Source organism: Novimethylophilus kurashikiensis, from assembly GCF_003112435.1.
Taxonomy (GTDB): domain Bacteria; phylum Pseudomonadota; class Gammaproteobacteria; order Burkholderiales; family Methylophilaceae; genus Novimethylophilus; species Novimethylophilus kurashikiensis.
The window spans coordinates 17,415-34,072 of the sequence record NZ_BDOQ01000022.1; the positions used below are offsets into that span (position 1 = coordinate 17,415).

Here is a 16,658-nt window from a genome sequence, read left to right on the forward strand (position 1 = left end):
TGGCTCCTCACTGCGACATGCCCGTAGGCGGCTGGCCAGGCACCGCCGCCTTCTGGAAGAACAGCTCGCTAAAGCTGGGCTGGTAATCGCGCAGTTCGTCGCCCGGCAGCGCCGGGGTTTGCGCATCGCGCGCCAATGGCCGCACCAGATGCGGTGTCACGACCATGAGCAGTTCCTTGTCCTCGCGATCGAAGCGGGTGGAACGGAAGAATGCGCCGATGACCGGCAAATCGCCCAGCCAAGGAAATTTATCCACATTGTTGAGCGTGCTGCGGCTCACCAGGCCGCTGATGACGAAGCTCTCGCCGTCGCCCAGCGCCACGCTGGTATCAGTGCGCCGCACCCGCAGCCCCGGTACCGATACCCCCCCGGTTTGTACGGCGTTGGCGAAATCCAGTTCGCTGACTTCCGGCGAAACCTTGAGGTAGATACGGTTGGCATCCAATACGGTCGGGGTCAGCATCAACCGGATGCCGTATTCCTTGTACTGGATGGTAATGGAGCTGTCGCTGCCGCCTCCGCTGCGGAGCGGTACCGGATATTCCCCGCCGGCCAGGAACGTGGCGCTTTGCCCCGAGATGGCGGTGAGGCTAGGTTCGGCCAGGGTGTAGGCGAAGCCGTTGGCTTCAAGCACGCTGATGGTGCCGAGCAACCCGGATCCGGCATTACCCAGCACAAGATTGAAGGCATTGCTGATCGGCAGGAACCCCGAGCCACTGGTCAAATTGAAGCCGCTGCCGCCGGTTTCAACACCGCTAAGCGTGCCTGGCGCACCGACTGCGAATGTCTTGTTGCCCTTGTTGCGGCCGAAGAACAATCCGGCGCGCATCATGTTCTGCCGGCTCACCTCGACCACCTTGATGTCGATTTGCACCTGGCTATCGAAGGACGACACGCTGGCGTCCAGCGGCAATGCTTTCTCCGGGTTCATGGCCTGCTCGGCCAGTGCATGCGACTCCAGCGAACTCACCCAACCGGTCAATGCCAAGCCCTTGCCCGCCGATACCGCTTGCAAGGGCTGCACGTGAGCGGCATCCAGACGCTGCTGTGCGCTCTCCGGGGCAGCACCTACGTTGAGCTGGATGACTTGGCTAGGCTGAGCCTGATCGTTCTCCCAGATAGAAATCTGCGTGCTGCCAGGCTGCTTGGCGGTGATGAGCACGCGATGCGCCGTCATGACGGAGACCGCCGCCACGGCGGGGTCGCCCACGGCGACGCGCTTTACGACTTGCGAATAGCTGTAGGCCTGCTGTTTACCAGCTTCCAGCGACAATGAGGCCTCGTCCGCATACGCATTTGTTGACGCCAACACCAGTCCGAGTGCCAATCCTCTTATCGCGGCCTTGATTCCCCGCATATGGTCCCCTTTTTCTTCATTGAGCCGGCTAATCGCCTACTTGCACCGTTTGGGTTTGCTCGCCGTTATGCACCACCACCGTGTAGCGTTTTTCCTTGATGACTGGATGCTGCGGATGATTCGGCTTCCGAGTCAGGCCGATGGCCTGGACGGCTTGAGAAGGCGGTAACGGCTCAGCCCCGTGCGATAACTCGCCCAGCGGGGTGAAATGGACATTCTCGAGGTTGGATGCGGGCAGCAGTGGCGGCTCGGCGCCGCGCAAGGCGAGGCGGACTTGCCCGGCGTTGTCGGCGAGCATGAGGCGGGCGACATCTTTTTCGGGTACGGCCAGGATGGCAGAACGGCCATCCTTATCCGGCTTGGCGTCTTTTTTCTTGGTGCCGTCGTTGGAGGCGTCGTTCGATGATGCAGGTGCAGCATTCGCGCCGCCCAAGTTTTCTCCGTACGCCACGACGCGGGCATCGCGAAGAATCACCTGGGCCGAACTGGTGTTGCCGGTTTCGCGATCGGCACGCAAATACAACAGCACATCGACGTGATCCCCCGGATTGAGAAACCCGCCCACGCCGACCACCTCCGTCACTTTGACGGCGACGGCGCGCTCTCCCGGGCGCAACGCTTGGGCAGCCAAGCTGAGCGTTGGGAAATGCGACTTGAGTATGGGGTCGCCCTGCTTGATCGCAGTTTGCACCATTTTCCCTGTCACGGTTTCCACATGGTCGAAGCCCTGGGGATCGATGCGCGGTGTTTGCCCTATGGCAACATCGTCAGTCGCAAGCACCTTGCCGGCAGGAATATCGTGCAGCGCCACCACTTGCTGGAACGTGACCGGCACGGCTTTCTGCTGTACAGGAAGCGCCGCCTTGGTGCTCATGCGATACCCGCTCCAGCCCATCAGCACGGCACCGACGGCGAGCAGCACGGCAAGGATGCGCAATACGGTACTGTTCATGTCTGCTCCCTTGGTGTCGCCACTGATATCGACATCATCGTCAAAGCTCCAGCATGGCTGCCCCGCTCAAGTTGGCAGGCAGCTTGGGGATAGTGCCGATCACCGGCAACGTGAGCATGGGCAGCATGGGGTCGCTGGTGTAGTTGCTATAGATCACCTTGACGATGAGCTGGTTGTTGACGAGCGAGACCTGTACGTTGCCGTTGTTGGTGCCCAGCGCATGCGTTGCTGCCTTGCTGGGCAACCACCATAGCGACGTACCTACGGTGCTGCGGACGCGGGGAATGACACCGTTGTTCGTATAAGCATCGGTGCTGGAATAAGCCAAAGGGTCGACCGCGATGGCAGCACGCGCCCCCTCTTCCGCCGCGTGCTGAAAACCTTCTTGCAGCATCATGGCAACACCGTAGCTGACCAGGGCATAGAACATGGTGAAAAACAGCAGGAAGAGCAAACCGAATTCGATAGCAGCAGCACCGCGTTGCCGGTGGAAGCGTGTCATGATGTAGCCTCCATGGCGACCAGCAGTCCCACTGCGAGCATGGCCCCGAACGGAATGAATCGTTTGGCGGGTAACATCTCGCCGCCATACCGCTTCCACCACTGCAATGCCAGCACATAGAAGCCAGCCAACAACCCGGCAACAACAAAACTGGCGAGCGAAACCTGCCAGCCGCCGATGAGTCCGATGGCGATCATGGCCTTGACGTCGCCTGCACCCAACTGCCTTAAACAATACCCAGGTACGGTGAGCACGAGCGCCAGCAGGACACCCAGGATCGCCGAAAGCCAGGGGGCTCCGAGCACGGTATTGCCCGTGACGAGGCAATACCCCAGCGCCAGTGCTGCTGCACCGGCGCTTAGCCAATTGGGGATGCGCCGCGTCGCCAGATCACCGACGAGCACGGTCAACCCCCAAGCGGCTACAAGCCCTTGGGCGATACGCATGACAACCCCAGTACGGGTTAGCTGGTTAGTGCGGTTTGAATATCGCCGAAGATAGCTTTTACAGCATTTCGGATCGGTGTGATAAAGGTCACCAAGGCCACGGCGACCATAGCCGCGACGAGTGCGTATTCGATGGCGCTTGCCCCCTCTTCATCGCGCCAGAATTGTTTAAGACTTGTAGTCAAAGCTTGCATGGCATAACCCCTATAATCTATTGTTGTATAAGGTAATATCCAAGTTCCAGGCCAGCCGGAACACTGCGAATACCCGACCAATATACTCAATTAACAATTTAGCAACAAGTTATTTTTGTAGGGATTGCCCTACAGATTTTGAGAGGGGAATATCGAGTATTTCAGGCCACCATTTTCCATTCGACGCGGTTTCGTCCGGACTCCTTGGCCAGATATAGCGCAGCATCGGCAGTTTCTACAAACGCCTGCATGCTCATCCCCACTTTCGGCATGATGGTGGCGCCCCCTACGGAGATCGTCACCCACCGATGCGTCGACTGTTCGTGCTTGATATCCATGGCCCGCACCGCCTTGCACATGTTTTCCCCCATCTGCCGCGCATCGGCCATTGGCGCATGGAACAGCACTGCTGCGAATTCCTCGCCACCATAGCGCGCCACAGTATCCCCGGCACGCTTGACGCATCCCGCCAGTGCCGTGGCCACCTTGCGTAAACAATCGTCGCCGGCAGTGTGCCCATAGGTATCGTTGAATTTCTTGAAATAATCGACGTCGAGGATCATGAGCGACAGCGGCACGCCGAGCTGTAGCGCATGCTGCCAAGCCGCATCGAGCGCCTCGTCGAAGCGTCGGCGATTACCCAGCCCCGTCAACCGATCTTCCCAGGACACCTGCTCGAAAGAGACCTGCTTGAGCAGGATACGCACGAGCACTGCCCGCACGTTACGCGCAGTCAGCCCCAGCATGAGCGTCGAAGCGATCAAGACCACGGCCGTCAGCCCCTGGGCGGAGGGCGCAAGAAAGGGCAACACGAGCACCACCGGCAGAAACACCCCAGCAGCGAAGGCATAGAACAGCGGCATAAAAATCACGAGCCGTGGCAAGGCGGTATTGACGGCGATGACCATGACGACAAGCACCGCTGCCTGAGCGCTCAGCGCCATATGCGGCAGCATCAAGGCGGCACCGCCCCAGCCAATCCCGGCGACAGCGGCGGCAGCGACGTGAAGCGGGATGCCAGCAAGCGGTGTGGCTGTTCGTGCATGGACTGGACGGCCGATCCACCAATGCCAGAACGAAGCCGTTGCCAACCATCCATACCAGGCGGCGCCGAATACGAACTTAGTTCCCCATCCGATCAGCATGGCCTGCAGCAGCCCGCCCAGCAAGGTCGTATAAAGGCCGCTGTTACGATCGCGGTAGACATGCTGCAATTGTTCGCTTGCCAGGGCATGCGGATCGAACTTCAACCCAGGAGTCGCAAGCACGGGTTTTTCAGCGGTCATCGGGGTTCCATTATTGTTGGTAGTGATTCGCCAGTTATCAGAATAGCCCGAAAATCGTTCACGTTGGTCAAGGTCGGCCCGGTAACCACCGAATCGCCAAGCCGCTGGAAAAAACTGTGCGCATCGTTATCCCGCAACATGGCTTGCGCATCCAGGCTTGCATTCGCTGCCCGTTGCAAGGAATCCGGCCCGATCACAGCCCCAGCGATGTCGTCTGTACCATCCACGCCGTCCGTATCCCCGGCCAAGGCAAATATTCCTGGGCGACCATGCAGTTCGCATAACAGGGAAAGCAAAAATTCGACGTTGCGACCGCCTCGGCCACTACCGCGTACCGTCACCGTGGTTTCGCCGCCAGAGATCAGCACGCATTGCGGAGCAACCGATCCCTTGCCTTCTGCTACATAAATGGCCTGCCGAGCCATTTCGCGCCCCAATACCGTGGCATCGCCTTCCAACCGGTCGCTGATTATCAAGGGCGTAAAGCCATGGGCACGGGCAAGTCCTGCCGCCGCTTCAAGCGCCGCTTGCGGTCGAGCAATGATGTGACAATGCACTCGCGCGAGCCTGGGATCGTCGGGTTTGATGGATTCCGCAGCCCCGGCGTGCAACATTTGTTCAATGTGAGGTGGTGTTGCGATGTGATACCGACGCAGGATCTCAATTGCGTCGCCGCAAGTAGTGGGGTCGCCGACCATGGGGCCGGACGCGATGTCGAGAGGATCGTCGCCGGGCACATCTGAAATCAACAGGCACTCCACTCGGGCTGGAGCGCAAGCTGCAGCCAACCTTCCGCCCTTGATGGCAGAAAGATGACGCCTGACGCAATTGATGTCGCTGATCGCAGTCCCGCTCAACAGCAACTGTCGGGTGATGGCCTGTTTTTGCTGGAGCGAAATACGTGGCAACGGCATGGGCAGCAGGGCTGATCCGCCGCCTGAAAAAAGGCCGATGACCAGATCGTCGGAAGTGAGGCCCTCAACCTTATTCAGCATGCGCCTGGCAGCCTCAAGACCGGCCTCATCCGGCAAGGGATGGCCGGCTTCGATTATCTCGATACGCCGACACGGAACAGCATAGCCATAGCGTGTAACAACAAGGCCCCCAATGGCGCCCGACCAATGCTGCTCTACCGCCTGGGCCATTGCTGCCGAGGCTTTCCCCGCCCCCACCACGATGGTTCGGCCTTTTACCGGCTGCGGCAGAAATGCCGGTAGACAACGTTGCGGCTGCGCCGAGGCAATGGCGGCATCGAACATCTTCCGCAATAGGGCTTGGGGCGGTATCGCTGGCTTCATTTATGGGCTCCGGCTATCCCTTGCTGCCGTGAATTCCGTATAAAATACCGGACATTCGAATCTCGCATGGAACCATGAATGTCTTCCTCTACCAATACCGCCCGTAAAGCTCAGATTCTTTCGGAAGCGCTGCCGTATATCAAACGCTTTTTCGACAAGACCATTGTCATCAAATACGGCGGTAATGCCATGACCGATCCGCAGCTTAAGGATAGTTTCGCGCGCGACGTGGTCCTGCTCAAGCTGGTCGGCATGAATCCGGTGATCGTGCACGGCGGCGGCCCGCAAATTAACGAATGGCTGGATCGCCTGGGCAAGAAGGGTGAATTCATCCAGGGCATGCGCGTCACCGACGAAGAAACCATGGATGTGGTCGAAATGGTGTTGGGCGGCCAGGTCAACAAGGAAATCGTGAATTTGATCAATCGCCACGGTGGCAAGGCGGTGGGCCTGACCGGGCAAGACGGCAACTTCATCCGCGCGCAGAAGCTCATGATGGAGAACAAGGAAGCGCCGGGCGAGTTCATCGATATCGGCCAGGTCGGCGATATTACCTACATCAACCCGAGCATCATCGAATTCCTCGATTCCGGCGACTTTATTCCCGTGATCGCGCCGATCGGCGTGGGCCCCGATGGCGAGACCTACAACATCAACGCGGACGTGGTGGCCGGCAAACTGGCTGAAATCCTGAATGCCGAAAAGTTGATCCTCCTGACCAATACGCCCGGCGTGCTGGATAAAAAGGGCAATCTGCTCACTGGCCTTTCTGCCAAGGAAATCGACGCATTGTTCGAGGACGGTACGCTCTCGGGCGGCATGTTGCCCAAGATCAGCTCGGCGCTCGATGCGTCTCGCAGCGGCGTGAAGTCGGTACATATCATCGACGGCCGCGTCGAACACGCCCTGCTGCTGGAAGTGCTGACCGACGAAGGCGTCGGGACCATGATTCGTGCCAAATAGGCGCAAGCACCCAGGCAAACGCTGCTGGGTGTTCGACCTCGACGACACATTGCACAATGCAAGCGCCCATATATTCCCTCATCTTAACCGGTCGATGACGGAGTACCTGATGGAACATCTGGCGATGGAGCAAACAGAGGCCGATGACTTGCGCCGCCACTATTGGCATATCTACGGCGCCACCCTGAAGGGATTGATGAGGCATCATGGGACGAATCCACATCATTTTCTTCACCATACGCATCAGTTTCCGGATTTGCAGAACATGATCATCCGCGCACGCGGACTGCGATCCATACTACGTCAGTTGAAAGGGCGCAAGGTGATCTTTACCAATGCGCCAGTCATTTATGCCGAAGCGGTATTGAAGCTATTGCGGATTCGAGATTTGTTCGATGGCGTATTTAGTATCGAGTCGTCCCGCTTCAACCCCAAACCCTCGCTGATCGGGTTTATGCGGATGCTTCGCTACTTTAGGTTGCGGGCCGATGATTGCGTGATGGTCGAGGACACCTTGTCCGCATTGCAAACCGCCAAGCGGCTGGGCATGAAAACCGTCCACATACATCCGCGAGCGAAACAACCGCCTTATGTGGACGCCTGTATCCGCTCCGTGTTAGCTTTACCCAGAATTGCAGTAGCACTTTAAGGAATAACATGACCACCAAACCTGGCGAACGAAAACAACAAATCCTTGAAACCCTGGCAAAAATGCTGGAGTCGCCCAAGCGCGAGAAAATCACTACTGCTGCCCTGGCTGCACGCCTAGAAGTTTCCGAAGCTGCGCTGTATCGCCATTTTGCCGGCAAGGCGCAAATGTTCGAGGGATTGATCGAGTTCATCGAACAATCTCTGTTCGGACTCATCAACAAGATCACTACCGAGGAGCAGGAAGGCCTGAAGCAAGTGCGCCGCATCCTTACGGTGATGCTGCTGTTTGCAGAAAAGAATCCTGGGATGACGCGCGTTCTGATCGGCGACGCACTGGTCAACGAAAACGAACGGCTACAATTGCGCATCAACCAGATGTTCGATCGTATCGAATCCACGCTGAAACAATCGCTGCGTTTTGCCGAAACCCAAACCGGCCGCAAGCTCGACCCAGAATCGCAGGCCAATATGCTGTTATGCTTCGTTATTGGCCGCTGGCACCAGTTCGCTAAGAGCGGCTTCAAGCGCAAGCCCATGGAGTTTGTACAGCAACAGCTCACGCTGCTTTATGGTCTGGAGGGTGCTTAACCCTTTTCGTTCCAGCGCCTTTTCATGATCTTCCAACTGCCCTTGGGTGCATTTGGAATTAACACGTTAAAGCCCCTGGTTTACTTGACACTCATCTCCCTCCTCCTTTACAGTGGAAAGGATTAGCGTCCCAGTGCGGTTCCGCCGCAAATCTTAAATAAACCCGGAGGCATCATGGCACAACCTTTGATTCAGGTCGCATTGGATTCTTTGGATTACCAGCAAACCGTTGCACTGGCACGTCAGGCAGCCCCTTACGTGGACATCATCGAAATTGGTACGCCATGCCTCAAGGTCAATGGCATGGACCTGGTCGAAGAAATTCGTGCCAACCATCCTGACAAGCTGATCTTCGTCGACCTCAAGACCATGGATGCCGGCTACTATGAAGCCGAGCCGTTCTACAAGGCTGGCGCTGACATTTGCACCGTACTTGGTACTGCCGACCTGGGTACTATCAAGGGTGTGGTGGATGTGGCCAATGCCTATGGCAAGCAGGCACAAGTCGACCTGATCAACGTCAAGGACAAGGCAAAACGTGCTGCCGAGGCCGCCAAGATCGGGGCGCACATCATCGGGATTCATACCGGCATCGACCAGCAATTGGCTGGCCAGACGCCGTTCGCTGACCTTGCAGCCATGGTGGCGCTGGGTCTGAATGTAAAGATTTCTGTTGCTGGCGGCATCAAGCAGTCTACGGTCCAACAAGTCGTGAAGGCCGGCCCCAGCATCGTCGTAGTTGGTGGAGCTATTACCGGCTCTCCTGCAGCTGAAGTAGCCGCTCGCGAGATCCGCGATTTGGTCGCTTCCGCCTAAGTGCTTGAAATAAACTTCAAGTTTTATTATAAGTACTTAATATTGTTTCTGTAACACAACCATAAATCTTCAACTTAATCGGAGGACTACCATGTCTAAACCCTTAGTTCAAATGGCACTTGATTCCCTGGATTTCGACGCAACCGTTGCACTGGCAGAAAAGGTTGCTCCGCACGTCGACATTCTCGAAATCGGCACCCCCTGCATCAAGCACAACGGCATCGCTCTGCTGAAGACCCTGCGCGCTAAGTTCCCGAACAACAAGATCCTGGTCGACCTGAAGACCATGGACGCTGGTTACTACGAAGCTGAGCCTTTCTTCAAGGCGGGCGCTGACATCACCACCGTTCTGGGCACCGCAGACATCGGCACCATCAAGGGTGTTATCGATGTTGCTAACGCTTACGGCAAGGAAGCTCAAGTCGACCTGATCAACGTTCTCGACAAGGGCACCCGCACCAAGGAAGTGGCCGCTCTGGGCGCTCACATCATCGGCGTTCACACCGGTCTGGACCAACAAGCTGCTGGCCAAACCCCGTTCGTCGACCTGGGTCTGGTTGCTTCCCTCGGCCTGCCGGTCAAGGTCTCCGTTGCTGGCGGCATCAAGCCCGCAACCGTTCAGCAAGTCGTGAAGGCTGGCGCTACCATCGTTGTTGCTGGCGCTGCAATCTACGGTGCTGCTGATCCGGCTGCTGCTGCTGCTGAAATCACCGCTCTGGCACGCGCTGCTTAAGCGTTTAGCCTAGGCTAAAATCCACCATCTCGGGTTGAATGATCCGATTTGGTGGATTAATTTTTTGTGCGGCAGGATTACATCACTGCCTGAATCATCACAATTGTTTTATGAGGTGAATGACCATGCATCAGGAACTCATCCTTAACAAGATTTCCAGCGTTCTTCAAGCAACCGATGACAGCCTGGTCGACAAGATCGTTTCTTCCGTCGACAAGGCCAAGCGCATTTTCATTACCGGTGCTGGCCGTTCCGGCCTGGTTTCCCGTTTCTTCGCAATGCGCTTGATGCACAGCGGCTATACCGTTTACATGGTCGGTGAAATCGTCACCCCCAGCATCCAAGCAGGCGATTTGTTCATCGTGATCTCCGGCTCTGGCGGAACCGAAACCTTGCTGCCGTTGGTACGCAAGGCCAAGTCCATGGGTGCACAGATCGCTGTGATTTCCATGAAGAGCCAGTCCCCAATGGCCGAAATGGCCGACTTGGTCTGCCCGATCGGCAGCGGCAACGAAAACAGCTTCGGCATCGTCAAGGGCATGCCCATGGGTACTGTCTTCGAACTGTCCACCCTGGTCTTCCTGGAAGCCATCGTTTCCAAGATCGTCCATGACAAGGGCCTGACCGAAGAAGGCATGCGCGCTCTGCACGCCAACCTGGAATAACTCCGGTTTTCGGGCAATAAAAAACCACGCTTCGGCGTGGTTTTTTATCTGTCTAATAAGACTTTGTTAAATCTTTTATTTGTTATTCTGACAACAAGCGTTTCGGTTTTACTCTTCCATCGCCTAGGTTTTCAACTACCCCCAGGAATTTTCTTGCCGGCCCATACGCTCGGAATAAGGGTGCGGAGCTAAGGCCTGTCTTCCATACACTCTGCCCCTGGCCCAAGTAAAAAGCACTATCTGTGTCCAACTCGATCTCGGGCATGTCTGCAAGCAAGGCATCTACAGGTAACAATCGTGCATCTCGATCTTCTTGCTGTGAGTCCTGTTCCAGCGCTTCAAGGGTGCACGCATCTTCCAACCTGAATCCCCCAGTCTCCAAACGCCGCAATAGGGTTAGATGACCACCGCATCCGAGCTTTGCACCGATGTCCTCACCAAGGACACGAATATAGGTTCCCTTACTACAAGCCACCTTGATTTCGAGTTCATTCTCTCTGAAGTCGATGAGCTCCAACCTATAAATCATGACTTGTCTGGGCTTACGCTCGATTTCTACGCCAGCCCGGGCATATTCATACAACGGTTTGCCTTGATGCTTAAGGGCTGAATGCATGGGCGGAACTTGTGTGATCTCGCCAACAAAGCTTGCAAGAACGATCTTAACCTCGGCCAAGGTTACGCTTACGGGGCACTGGCTTACGATCTCGCCTTCGATGTCCCCTGTCGTCGTGACCGTGCCCAACTTGATAATGGCGCGATAAACCTTATCAGCATCCAGCAAGGTGTGCGAAAACTTGGTTGCCTCTCCAAAACAGATCGGCAGCAAGCCAGTGGCGAATGGATCGAGATTACCTGTATGCCCGGCTTTCGCTGCCTGGTAGATATTTTTAGCGCGCTGAAGGGCTTGATTGGACGAAAAGCCGGCTGGCTTGTCGAGCAGGAGCACCCCGCTTAACGGCCGCTTGATACGTTTGAATTGCACAGCAGGGTCAGGACTTGTCGGAGGAGTCGGAATTGGCTTGATCGATCAACTGCGACATGCGCATGCCACGATCAAGGGATTCATCATAGACGAAATGCAGTTGCGGCACCGTGCGCATCAGCATGCGATGAGATAACTGGCTGCGCAAGAAGCCAGCAGCTTTGGTTAATGCTGCGGCGGCTGATTGCGCATCGGCCGATTGAGTGACGAAATAGATCTTGGCATGCGACAAGTCACCTGACACGTCGACTTCTGTCAGTGTGACTTTGGCAGCGCGCGGATCCTTGACTTCAAACTGAAGCAGGTCGGCCAGCTCCCTTCGGAGCTGTTCCGCCACGCGCTGATTACGCGAAAACTCTTTTGCCATGTTCTGCCTTTACAGCGAGGTACGCGCGACCTCAACCATTTCGTAGACTTCCAACTGATCGCCTTCGTTGATCTCGTTGAAGTTCTTGATTGACAGACCACATTCGAAGCCGGCTTTGACTTCCTTGACGTCATCCTTGAATCGCTTGAGCGAGTCCAGTTCGCCGTCGTGGATGACCACATTGTTGCGCAGCACCCGAACGCTTGCGCCGCGCTTGACCATACCGTCGAGCACATAACAACCGGCAATCGCACCGACCTTGGAAATACGGAACACTTGGCGGATTTCTACCAGGCCGATGACGCTTTCCTTGTGCTCTGGCGACAACATACCGGTCAGTGCAGCACGAACCTCATCCACGGCTTCATAGATGATGTTGTAGTAGCGCACGTCAACACCCGAGGTTTCGGCCAGCTTGCGAGCATTAGCGTCAGCCCGAACGTTGAAGCCAATCACGACAGCCTTGGACGCAGTCGCCAGGTTGACGTCGGATTCGGTAATGGCACCGACGCCGGTATGGAGGATGTTGACCTTGACCTCGTCGGTGGAAAGCTTCTGCAACGAAGTCGACAAGGCCTCGTAAGAACCTTGTACGTCAGACTTGATAATGAGCGCCAGGGTCTTAACTTCCCCCTCCGTCATCTGTTCCAACATATTTTCGAGCTTGGCTGCCTGCTGGCGTGCCAGCTTCACATCGCGGAACTTGCCTTGACGGAACAGCGCAATCTCGCGCGCCTTGCGTTCGTCGTTCAGCACAATGGCTTCTTCACCGGCATTCGGCACATCGGAGAGGCCGAGAATTTCAACTGGGATGGAAGGACCTGCGTCCTTCACTTCCTTGCCGTTTTCGTCCAGCATGGCGCGTACACGGCCATAGACGCTACCGACAAGCAATGTATCGCCGCGGTTCAATGTGCCAGACTGCACCAACACGGTTGCAACAGGACCACGCCCCTTGTCGAGACGGCCTTCGATAACCAGCCCCTTGGCCGGAGCATCCTTGGGTGCCTGAAGTTCCATCACTTCTGCTTGCAACAATACGGCTTCCAGCAAGCTGTCTACGCCTTGACCGGTTTTGGCCGAGACTTCGACGAACATCGTATCACCGCCCCAATCTTCAGGGACGACTTCTTGTGCGACCAATTCCTGGCGCACACGCTCTGGGTTTGCTGAAGGCTTATCAACCTTGGTCACAGCGACCACCAAGGGCACTTTGGCTGCCTTGGCATGGTGAACGGCTTCGATTGTTTGCGGCATCACGCCGTCGTCCGCAGCGACCACCAAGATCACCACATCGGTTGCCTTTGCGCCGCGTGCACGCATCGCGGTAAACGCTTCGTGGCCCGGGGTATCGAGGAAAGTCAGCATGCCGCGCGGCGTTTCAACGTGATAAGCACCGATATGCTGGGTAATGCCGCCGGCTTCACCGCTCGCCACACGCGTACGGCGGATATAGTCGAGCAGCGAGGTCTTACCGTGGTCGACGTGGCCCATCACGGTCACAACTGGTGGGCGAGCCACCAAGACAGCCTCAGCGTGGGCGTTGTCTTCCAGGAATGCCTCAGGGTCGTTAGCCTCTGCCGCCTTGGCGATGTGACCCATCTCTTCCACCACGATCATCGCGGTTTCCTGGTCGAGCACCTGGTTGATGGTCACCATCATGCCCATCTTCATCAATGTCTTGATGACTTCAGCGGCTTTAACGGCCATCTTGTGCGCGAGGTCTGCCACTGAAATGGTTTCAGGGACCAGTACTTCATGCACGATAGGTTCGGTAGGCGCAGAGAACGCGTGTTGCGATTCTGCTTCCTTGTGTTTGTTACCCTTGTTCTTGCCCGGTGCACGCCAGCCTTGGGCAATACCAACGTCACCTCGGGTCTTGGGACCGCCACGTTTTTTGGATTCGCTGCCCCAATCGCCTGACGGGCCTGTGCCCTTCTTGGCTTTATCCTGGGTGGGCGCCTTGGCCTTGTCAGCAGGAGTCGCGGTCTTGGCTGCAGGCTTATGCAGAGTGCCTTCCGACAATTTCTTCTTGGCCGCAGCTTCCTCAGCCAATCGCTTGGCTTCGGCTTCCTGTTTCTTTTGCTGGAGTTCAAGCTTACGGCGCTTGTCTTCCGCTTGCAGTGCTATCAACTCTGCATGACGACGTGCTTCGTCATCGCGTTTTGCAATTTGTGCTGCGTCAAGGACAGAAACCTTGGCTGGACGAGCTTCTTCTACCTTCGGCGCAGTCGCCTCTATGACTTCCTCTGTAGCAGCAGGCTCTTCAACGGCAACTTCTTCTACAGGCTCTGGTTCCGGCTCGGGAATTGGCTCTGGCTCGTATTCGGGCTCAGGGCTCACTTCTTCAGGAGCGGTCACGATATTCTCAACAATAGGCTCTTCAGGAGCGACTGACGGTGCTTGAACTTCTGCAACAGGAGCCGGTTCAGCCTCGGCCGGGGCAGCGACTTCTTGCGTCTCGTTAAGTTCAGAAGCCTCGCGCCGGACCAGCACACGCTTTTTCTTCACTTCAACCTGAATCGTTCGGCCACGTCCTGCGCCGCTCGATTGCTTGATTTCAGAAACTTGCTTGCGCATGAGCGTGATTTTGTTCTTCGACTGCTGCGCACCATGCTCTTTGCGCAGATGCTCCAGCAACGCAGATTTATCCTGCTCCGAAAGTTCGTCTCCGGGCGATGCCTTATGGACGCCGGCCGCCTTGAGCTGCTCCAGCAGCAACTCCGCCGGCAAGCCGAGTTCTGAGGCAAATTGCGTTACGCTTGTCTGTGCCATTCTGTATTCCCGTTCCCGCCTATCAGTACCTTATCAAGCAAACCAGGGCGCACGTGCGGCCATGATCAACTGCTTGGCGCGCTCTTCATCCAGATCCGTCATTTCCATCAACTCATCGACAGCGAGGTCTGCCAGATCTTCGACGGTAGTAATTTCCTTTTCGGCCAAGACACGAACAAGCTCTTCATCCATCCCGTTGAGCGTCATCAGGTCTGCTGAAACTTCACCTACTTTTTCTTCCCTGGCAATAGCTTCGGTGAGTAAAGCGTTTCTCGCGCGGCTACGCAGTTCGTTAATGGTGTCTTCGTCGAATGCCTCGATATCCTGCATTTCGCTGAGCGGCACATAGGCGATTTCTTCAAGGGTGCTGAACCCCTCCTGAATCAGGATGTCAGCAACTTCCTCATCCACGTCTAGGCGTTCCATGAAAAGCTGGCGTGCCTTTGTGTACTCTTCTTCACCCTTTTGCTCAGCCTCTTCCTCGGTCATGAGATTCAACTCCCAACCGGTCAATTGAGACGCGAGCCTTACGTTTTGACCACCGCGGCCGATCGCAAGTGCGAGTTGATCTTCAGCCACAACAACGTCCATGCTGTGCGCATCTTCATCGATGCTGATTCGGCTTACTTCGGCCGGAGCCATGGCATTGATGACAAACTGAGCAGGATCCATCGACCACAAGACGATATCCACACGTTCGCCAGCCAATTCGGCAGTGACTGCCTGAACACGAGAACCTCGCATGCCGACGCAAGTGCCTACTGGGTCCAGGCGCTGATCGTTCGACTTGACAGCAATTTTGGCGCGAGAGCCAGGATCACGAGCTGCCGCCTTGATTTCCAGGAGACCTTCTTCGATTTCCGGGACTTCCAGCTCGAACAACTTGATAATGAATTCAGGGCAGATACGGGAGAGAACCAACTGCGGGCCTCGCACGTTACGCTCGATACGGCTCAAATACGCACGAACGCGGTCACCGCTACGAAGGTTCTCCTTCGGGATCATCTGTTCGCGTGGCAACAATGCTTCAATGCGGCCCACTTCGATGATCGCATTACCCTTTTCCATGCGTTTGATAACGCCGCTCACCAGATGCTCTGAACGTGCGAGGAACTCGCTCAGAATCTGCTCACGCTCTGCCTCACGGACCTTTTGTAAGATCACTTGCTTGGCGGCTTGGGCACCAATACGTCCGAAACCGATGGACTCCAGCGGATCTTCTACGACATCCCCAACGTTCAGGCCTTCTGCACGTTCATCAGTCGGCGGAATTTGGGCTGCTGCATTTTCGAGAGTATCTTCCTCGACTACGGTCCAACGACGGAAAGACTGATAATCGCCCGTTGCACGATCGATCTGAACACGCACATCAGCATCTTCGTGGTAGTTTTTCTTCGTGGCAGAGGCCAAGGCCAATTCCAATGCCGTGAAAATGACGTCCTTGCTGACGTTCTTCTCATGCGCAAGCGCATCCACCATCAATAAAATTTCGCGACTCATAATTCTCTCCGCTTATAACTCCGGGTCCAGCCTTGCTTTATCAATGTTAGCCATGGCCAACCGATAGGTATTCCCATCGCGCTCAACCAGCACATCATCACTGTCCAGCCCCTGCAGAACTCCGATAAAATTCTTTCGCCCCTCAATGGGAACTCGCAACTTGACCTTGATGCGGGTACCTTTAAACCGCTCAAAGTCCGCTGCTTTCTTAAGCACGCGGTCCATTCCAGGTGAGGAGACTTCCAGACGATCGTAATCAACGTCATTCTCGACAGCCAAAAAGTGCGAAACCTGATTGCTGACTAGAACACAGTCGTCCAGCGTAATACCTTCTGGCTTGTCGATAAATAAGCGCAAAAGCTTGCCCCGGTTCGACATTTCGAAGTCGACGAGTTCATAGCCAAGTTGCGAAATTACCCGCTCAAGAAGTGCCTGAAGTTCCATAACCTTTTACAGAAATAAAAAATGGGCTCGAAGCCCATCTAATATTTAATTATAACATATTCAATGCGTTGGAGTTCAACAATCAGCGCCCCAATGGGATTGGGAATTGTGATACCTATAAACGCGAAAGGCCCTC

18 protein-coding genes are annotated in these 16,658 nt (G+C 55.9%); 6 read left to right on the forward strand and 12 right to left on the reverse strand.

Translation table 11 applies throughout. The features are described from left to right. Positions 1–7: 7 nt before the first annotated feature. The 7 genes from NMK_RS17325 to NMK_RS17355 form a co-directional block, all read right to left on the reverse strand. Positions 8–1,357, reverse strand: coding sequence for a type II and III secretion system protein family protein (locus NMK_RS17325; protein ID WP_109017032.1), 1,350 nt, complete (start codon positions 1,355–1,357; stop codon positions 8–10). 28 nt (positions 1,358–1,385) lie between these two features. Continuing rightward, positions 1,386–2,309, reverse strand: a complete 924-nt coding sequence (gene cpaB, locus NMK_RS17330; protein ID WP_109017033.1) for a Flp pilus assembly protein CpaB — start codon at positions 2,307–2,309, stop codon at positions 1,386–1,388. A gap of 40 nt (positions 2,310–2,349) precedes the next feature. After that, complete coding sequence (locus NMK_RS17335) at positions 2,350–2,811, reverse strand: TadE/TadG family type IV pilus assembly protein (RefSeq protein WP_109017034.1); 462 nt, start codon at positions 2,809–2,811, stop codon at positions 2,350–2,352. Then, a complete protein-coding gene (locus tag NMK_RS17340) occupies positions 2,808–3,257 on the reverse strand; it encodes an A24 family peptidase (RefSeq protein ID WP_109017035.1) in 450 nt (149 codons plus the stop codon). The genes NMK_RS17335 and NMK_RS17340 overlap by 4 nt, the downstream gene beginning before the upstream one ends. Positions 3,258–3,274: 17 nt before the next feature. Beyond that, positions 3,275–3,451, reverse strand: coding sequence for a Flp family type IVb pilin (locus NMK_RS17345; RefSeq protein ID WP_109017036.1), 177 nt, complete (start codon positions 3,449–3,451; stop codon positions 3,275–3,277). Between the two features lie 161 nt (positions 3,452–3,612). Then, positions 3,613–4,737, reverse strand: a complete 1,125-nt coding sequence (locus NMK_RS17350) for a GGDEF domain-containing protein (RefSeq protein ID WP_109017037.1) — start codon at positions 4,735–4,737, stop codon at positions 3,613–3,615. After that, positions 4,734–6,035 carry a glycerate kinase type-2 family protein gene (locus NMK_RS17355; RefSeq protein WP_109017038.1) on the reverse strand — a complete coding sequence of 434 codons (1,302 nt, stop codon included), beginning with the start codon at positions 6,033–6,035 and terminating at the stop codon, positions 4,734–4,736. The genes NMK_RS17350 and NMK_RS17355 overlap by 4 nt, the downstream gene beginning before the upstream one ends. 78 nt (positions 6,036–6,113) lie before the next feature. Between NMK_RS17355 and argB the strand changes: the two genes are divergently transcribed. From argB to hxlB, 6 genes are all read left to right on the forward strand, one after another. Continuing rightward, positions 6,114–6,998, forward strand: a complete 885-nt coding sequence (gene argB / locus NMK_RS17360) for an acetylglutamate kinase (protein WP_109017039.1) — start codon at positions 6,114–6,116, stop codon at positions 6,996–6,998. Positions 6,999–7,026: 28 nt separating this feature from the next. Beyond that, positions 7,027–7,647, forward strand: coding sequence for a pyrimidine 5'-nucleotidase (locus NMK_RS17365; protein WP_306419354.1), 621 nt, complete (start codon positions 7,027–7,029; stop codon positions 7,645–7,647). 8 nt (positions 7,648–7,655) lie between these two features. Beyond that, entirely contained in the window at positions 7,656–8,237 is a 582-nt protein-coding gene (gene slmA / locus NMK_RS17370) for a nucleoid occlusion factor SlmA (protein ID WP_109017041.1), read from the forward strand. A gap of 174 nt (positions 8,238–8,411) precedes the next feature. Next, complete coding sequence (hxlA, locus tag NMK_RS17375; RefSeq protein ID WP_109017042.1) at positions 8,412–9,053, forward strand: 3-hexulose-6-phosphate synthase; 642 nt, start codon at positions 8,412–8,414, stop codon at positions 9,051–9,053. Positions 9,054–9,144: 91 nt separating this feature from the next. Then, the gene (gene hxlA / locus NMK_RS17380) at positions 9,145–9,786 is read left to right on the forward strand and encodes a 3-hexulose-6-phosphate synthase (RefSeq protein ID WP_227871557.1); all 642 of its coding nucleotides are present in this window, start codon (positions 9,145–9,147) and stop codon (positions 9,784–9,786) included. A 119-nt stretch (positions 9,787–9,905) separates the two neighbouring features. Continuing rightward, a complete protein-coding gene (gene hxlB, locus NMK_RS17385) occupies positions 9,906–10,451 on the forward strand; it encodes a 6-phospho-3-hexuloisomerase (RefSeq protein ID WP_181376332.1) in 546 nt (181 codons plus the stop codon). A gap of 82 nt (positions 10,452–10,533) precedes the next feature. On the opposite strand, the gene truB is transcribed toward hxlB, so the two are convergent. The 5 genes from truB to rimP are packed head-to-tail and all read right to left on the reverse strand — an operon-like array spanning position 10,534 to position 16,522. Beyond that, the gene (gene truB / locus NMK_RS17390; RefSeq protein WP_109017044.1) at positions 10,534–11,436 is read right to left on the reverse strand and encodes a tRNA pseudouridine(55) synthase TruB; all 903 of its coding nucleotides are present in this window, start codon (positions 11,434–11,436) and stop codon (positions 10,534–10,536) included. Positions 11,437–11,443: 7 nt separating this feature from the next. Further along, positions 11,444–11,803: a 30S ribosome-binding factor RbfA gene (rbfA, locus tag NMK_RS17395; protein WP_109017045.1), complete on the reverse strand. Its 360-nt coding sequence runs from the start codon at positions 11,801–11,803 to the stop codon at positions 11,444–11,446. Between the two features lie 9 nt (positions 11,804–11,812). Further along, entirely contained in the window at positions 11,813–14,578 is a 2,766-nt protein-coding gene (gene infB, locus NMK_RS17400) for a translation initiation factor IF-2 (protein ID WP_109017046.1), read from the reverse strand. A 33-nt stretch (positions 14,579–14,611) separates the two neighbouring features. Beyond that, positions 14,612–16,078 carry a transcription termination factor NusA gene (nusA, locus tag NMK_RS17405; RefSeq protein ID WP_109017047.1) on the reverse strand — a complete coding sequence of 489 codons (1,467 nt, stop codon included), beginning with the start codon at positions 16,076–16,078 and terminating at the stop codon, positions 14,612–14,614. Between the two features lie 12 nt (positions 16,079–16,090). Next, positions 16,091–16,522, reverse strand: coding sequence for a ribosome maturation factor RimP (gene rimP / locus NMK_RS17410; protein WP_109017048.1), 432 nt, complete (start codon positions 16,520–16,522; stop codon positions 16,091–16,093). Positions 16,523–16,658 lie beyond the last annotated feature (136 nt).

What these genes read in the sequence shown, in the direction of transcription:
- NMK_RS17325 (WP_109017032.1), bottom strand. Translation starts at nt 1,357, where the DNA reads ATGCGGGGAATCAAGGCCGCGATAAGAGGATTGGCACTCGGACTGGTG.
- cpaB (WP_109017033.1), bottom strand. Translation starts at nt 2,309, where the DNA reads ATGAACAGTACCGTATTGCGCATCCTTGCCGTGCTGCTCGCCGTCGGT.
- NMK_RS17335 (WP_109017034.1), bottom strand. Translation starts at nt 2,811, where the DNA reads ATGACACGCTTCCACCGGCAACGCGGTGCTGCTGCTATCGAATTCGGT.
- NMK_RS17340 (WP_109017035.1), bottom strand. Translation starts at nt 3,257, where the DNA reads ATGCGTATCGCCCAAGGGCTTGTAGCCGCTTGGGGGTTGACCGTGCTC.
- NMK_RS17345 (WP_109017036.1), bottom strand. Translation starts at nt 3,451, where the DNA reads ATGCAAGCTTTGACTACAAGTCTTAAACAATTCTGGCGCGATGAAGAG.
- NMK_RS17350 (WP_109017037.1), bottom strand. Translation starts at nt 4,737, where the DNA reads ATGACCGCTGAAAAACCCGTGCTTGCGACTCCTGGGTTGAAGTTCGAT.
- NMK_RS17355 (WP_109017038.1), bottom strand. Translation starts at nt 6,035, where the DNA reads ATGAAGCCAGCGATACCGCCCCAAGCCCTATTGCGGAAGATGTTCGAT.
- argB (WP_109017039.1), top strand. Translation starts at nt 6,114, where the DNA reads ATGTCTTCCTCTACCAATACCGCCCGTAAAGCTCAGATTCTTTCGGAA.
- slmA (WP_109017041.1), top strand. Translation starts at nt 7,656, where the DNA reads ATGACCACCAAACCTGGCGAACGAAAACAACAAATCCTTGAAACCCTG.
- hxlA (WP_109017042.1), top strand. Translation starts at nt 8,412, where the DNA reads ATGGCACAACCTTTGATTCAGGTCGCATTGGATTCTTTGGATTACCAG.
- hxlA (WP_227871557.1), top strand. Translation starts at nt 9,145, where the DNA reads ATGTCTAAACCCTTAGTTCAAATGGCACTTGATTCCCTGGATTTCGAC.
- hxlB (WP_181376332.1), top strand. Translation starts at nt 9,906, where the DNA reads ATGACCATGCATCAGGAACTCATCCTTAACAAGATTTCCAGCGTTCTT.
- rbfA (WP_109017045.1), bottom strand. Translation starts at nt 11,803, where the DNA reads ATGGCAAAAGAGTTTTCGCGTAATCAGCGCGTGGCGGAACAGCTCCGA.
- infB (WP_109017046.1), bottom strand. Translation starts at nt 14,578, where the DNA reads ATGGCACAGACAAGCGTAACGCAATTTGCCTCAGAACTCGGCTTGCCG.
- nusA (WP_109017047.1), bottom strand. Translation starts at nt 16,078, where the DNA reads ATGAGTCGCGAAATTTTATTGATGGTGGATGCGCTTGCGCATGAGAAG.
- rimP (WP_109017048.1), bottom strand. Translation starts at nt 16,522, where the DNA reads ATGGAACTTCAGGCACTTCTTGAGCGGGTAATTTCGCAACTTGGCTAT.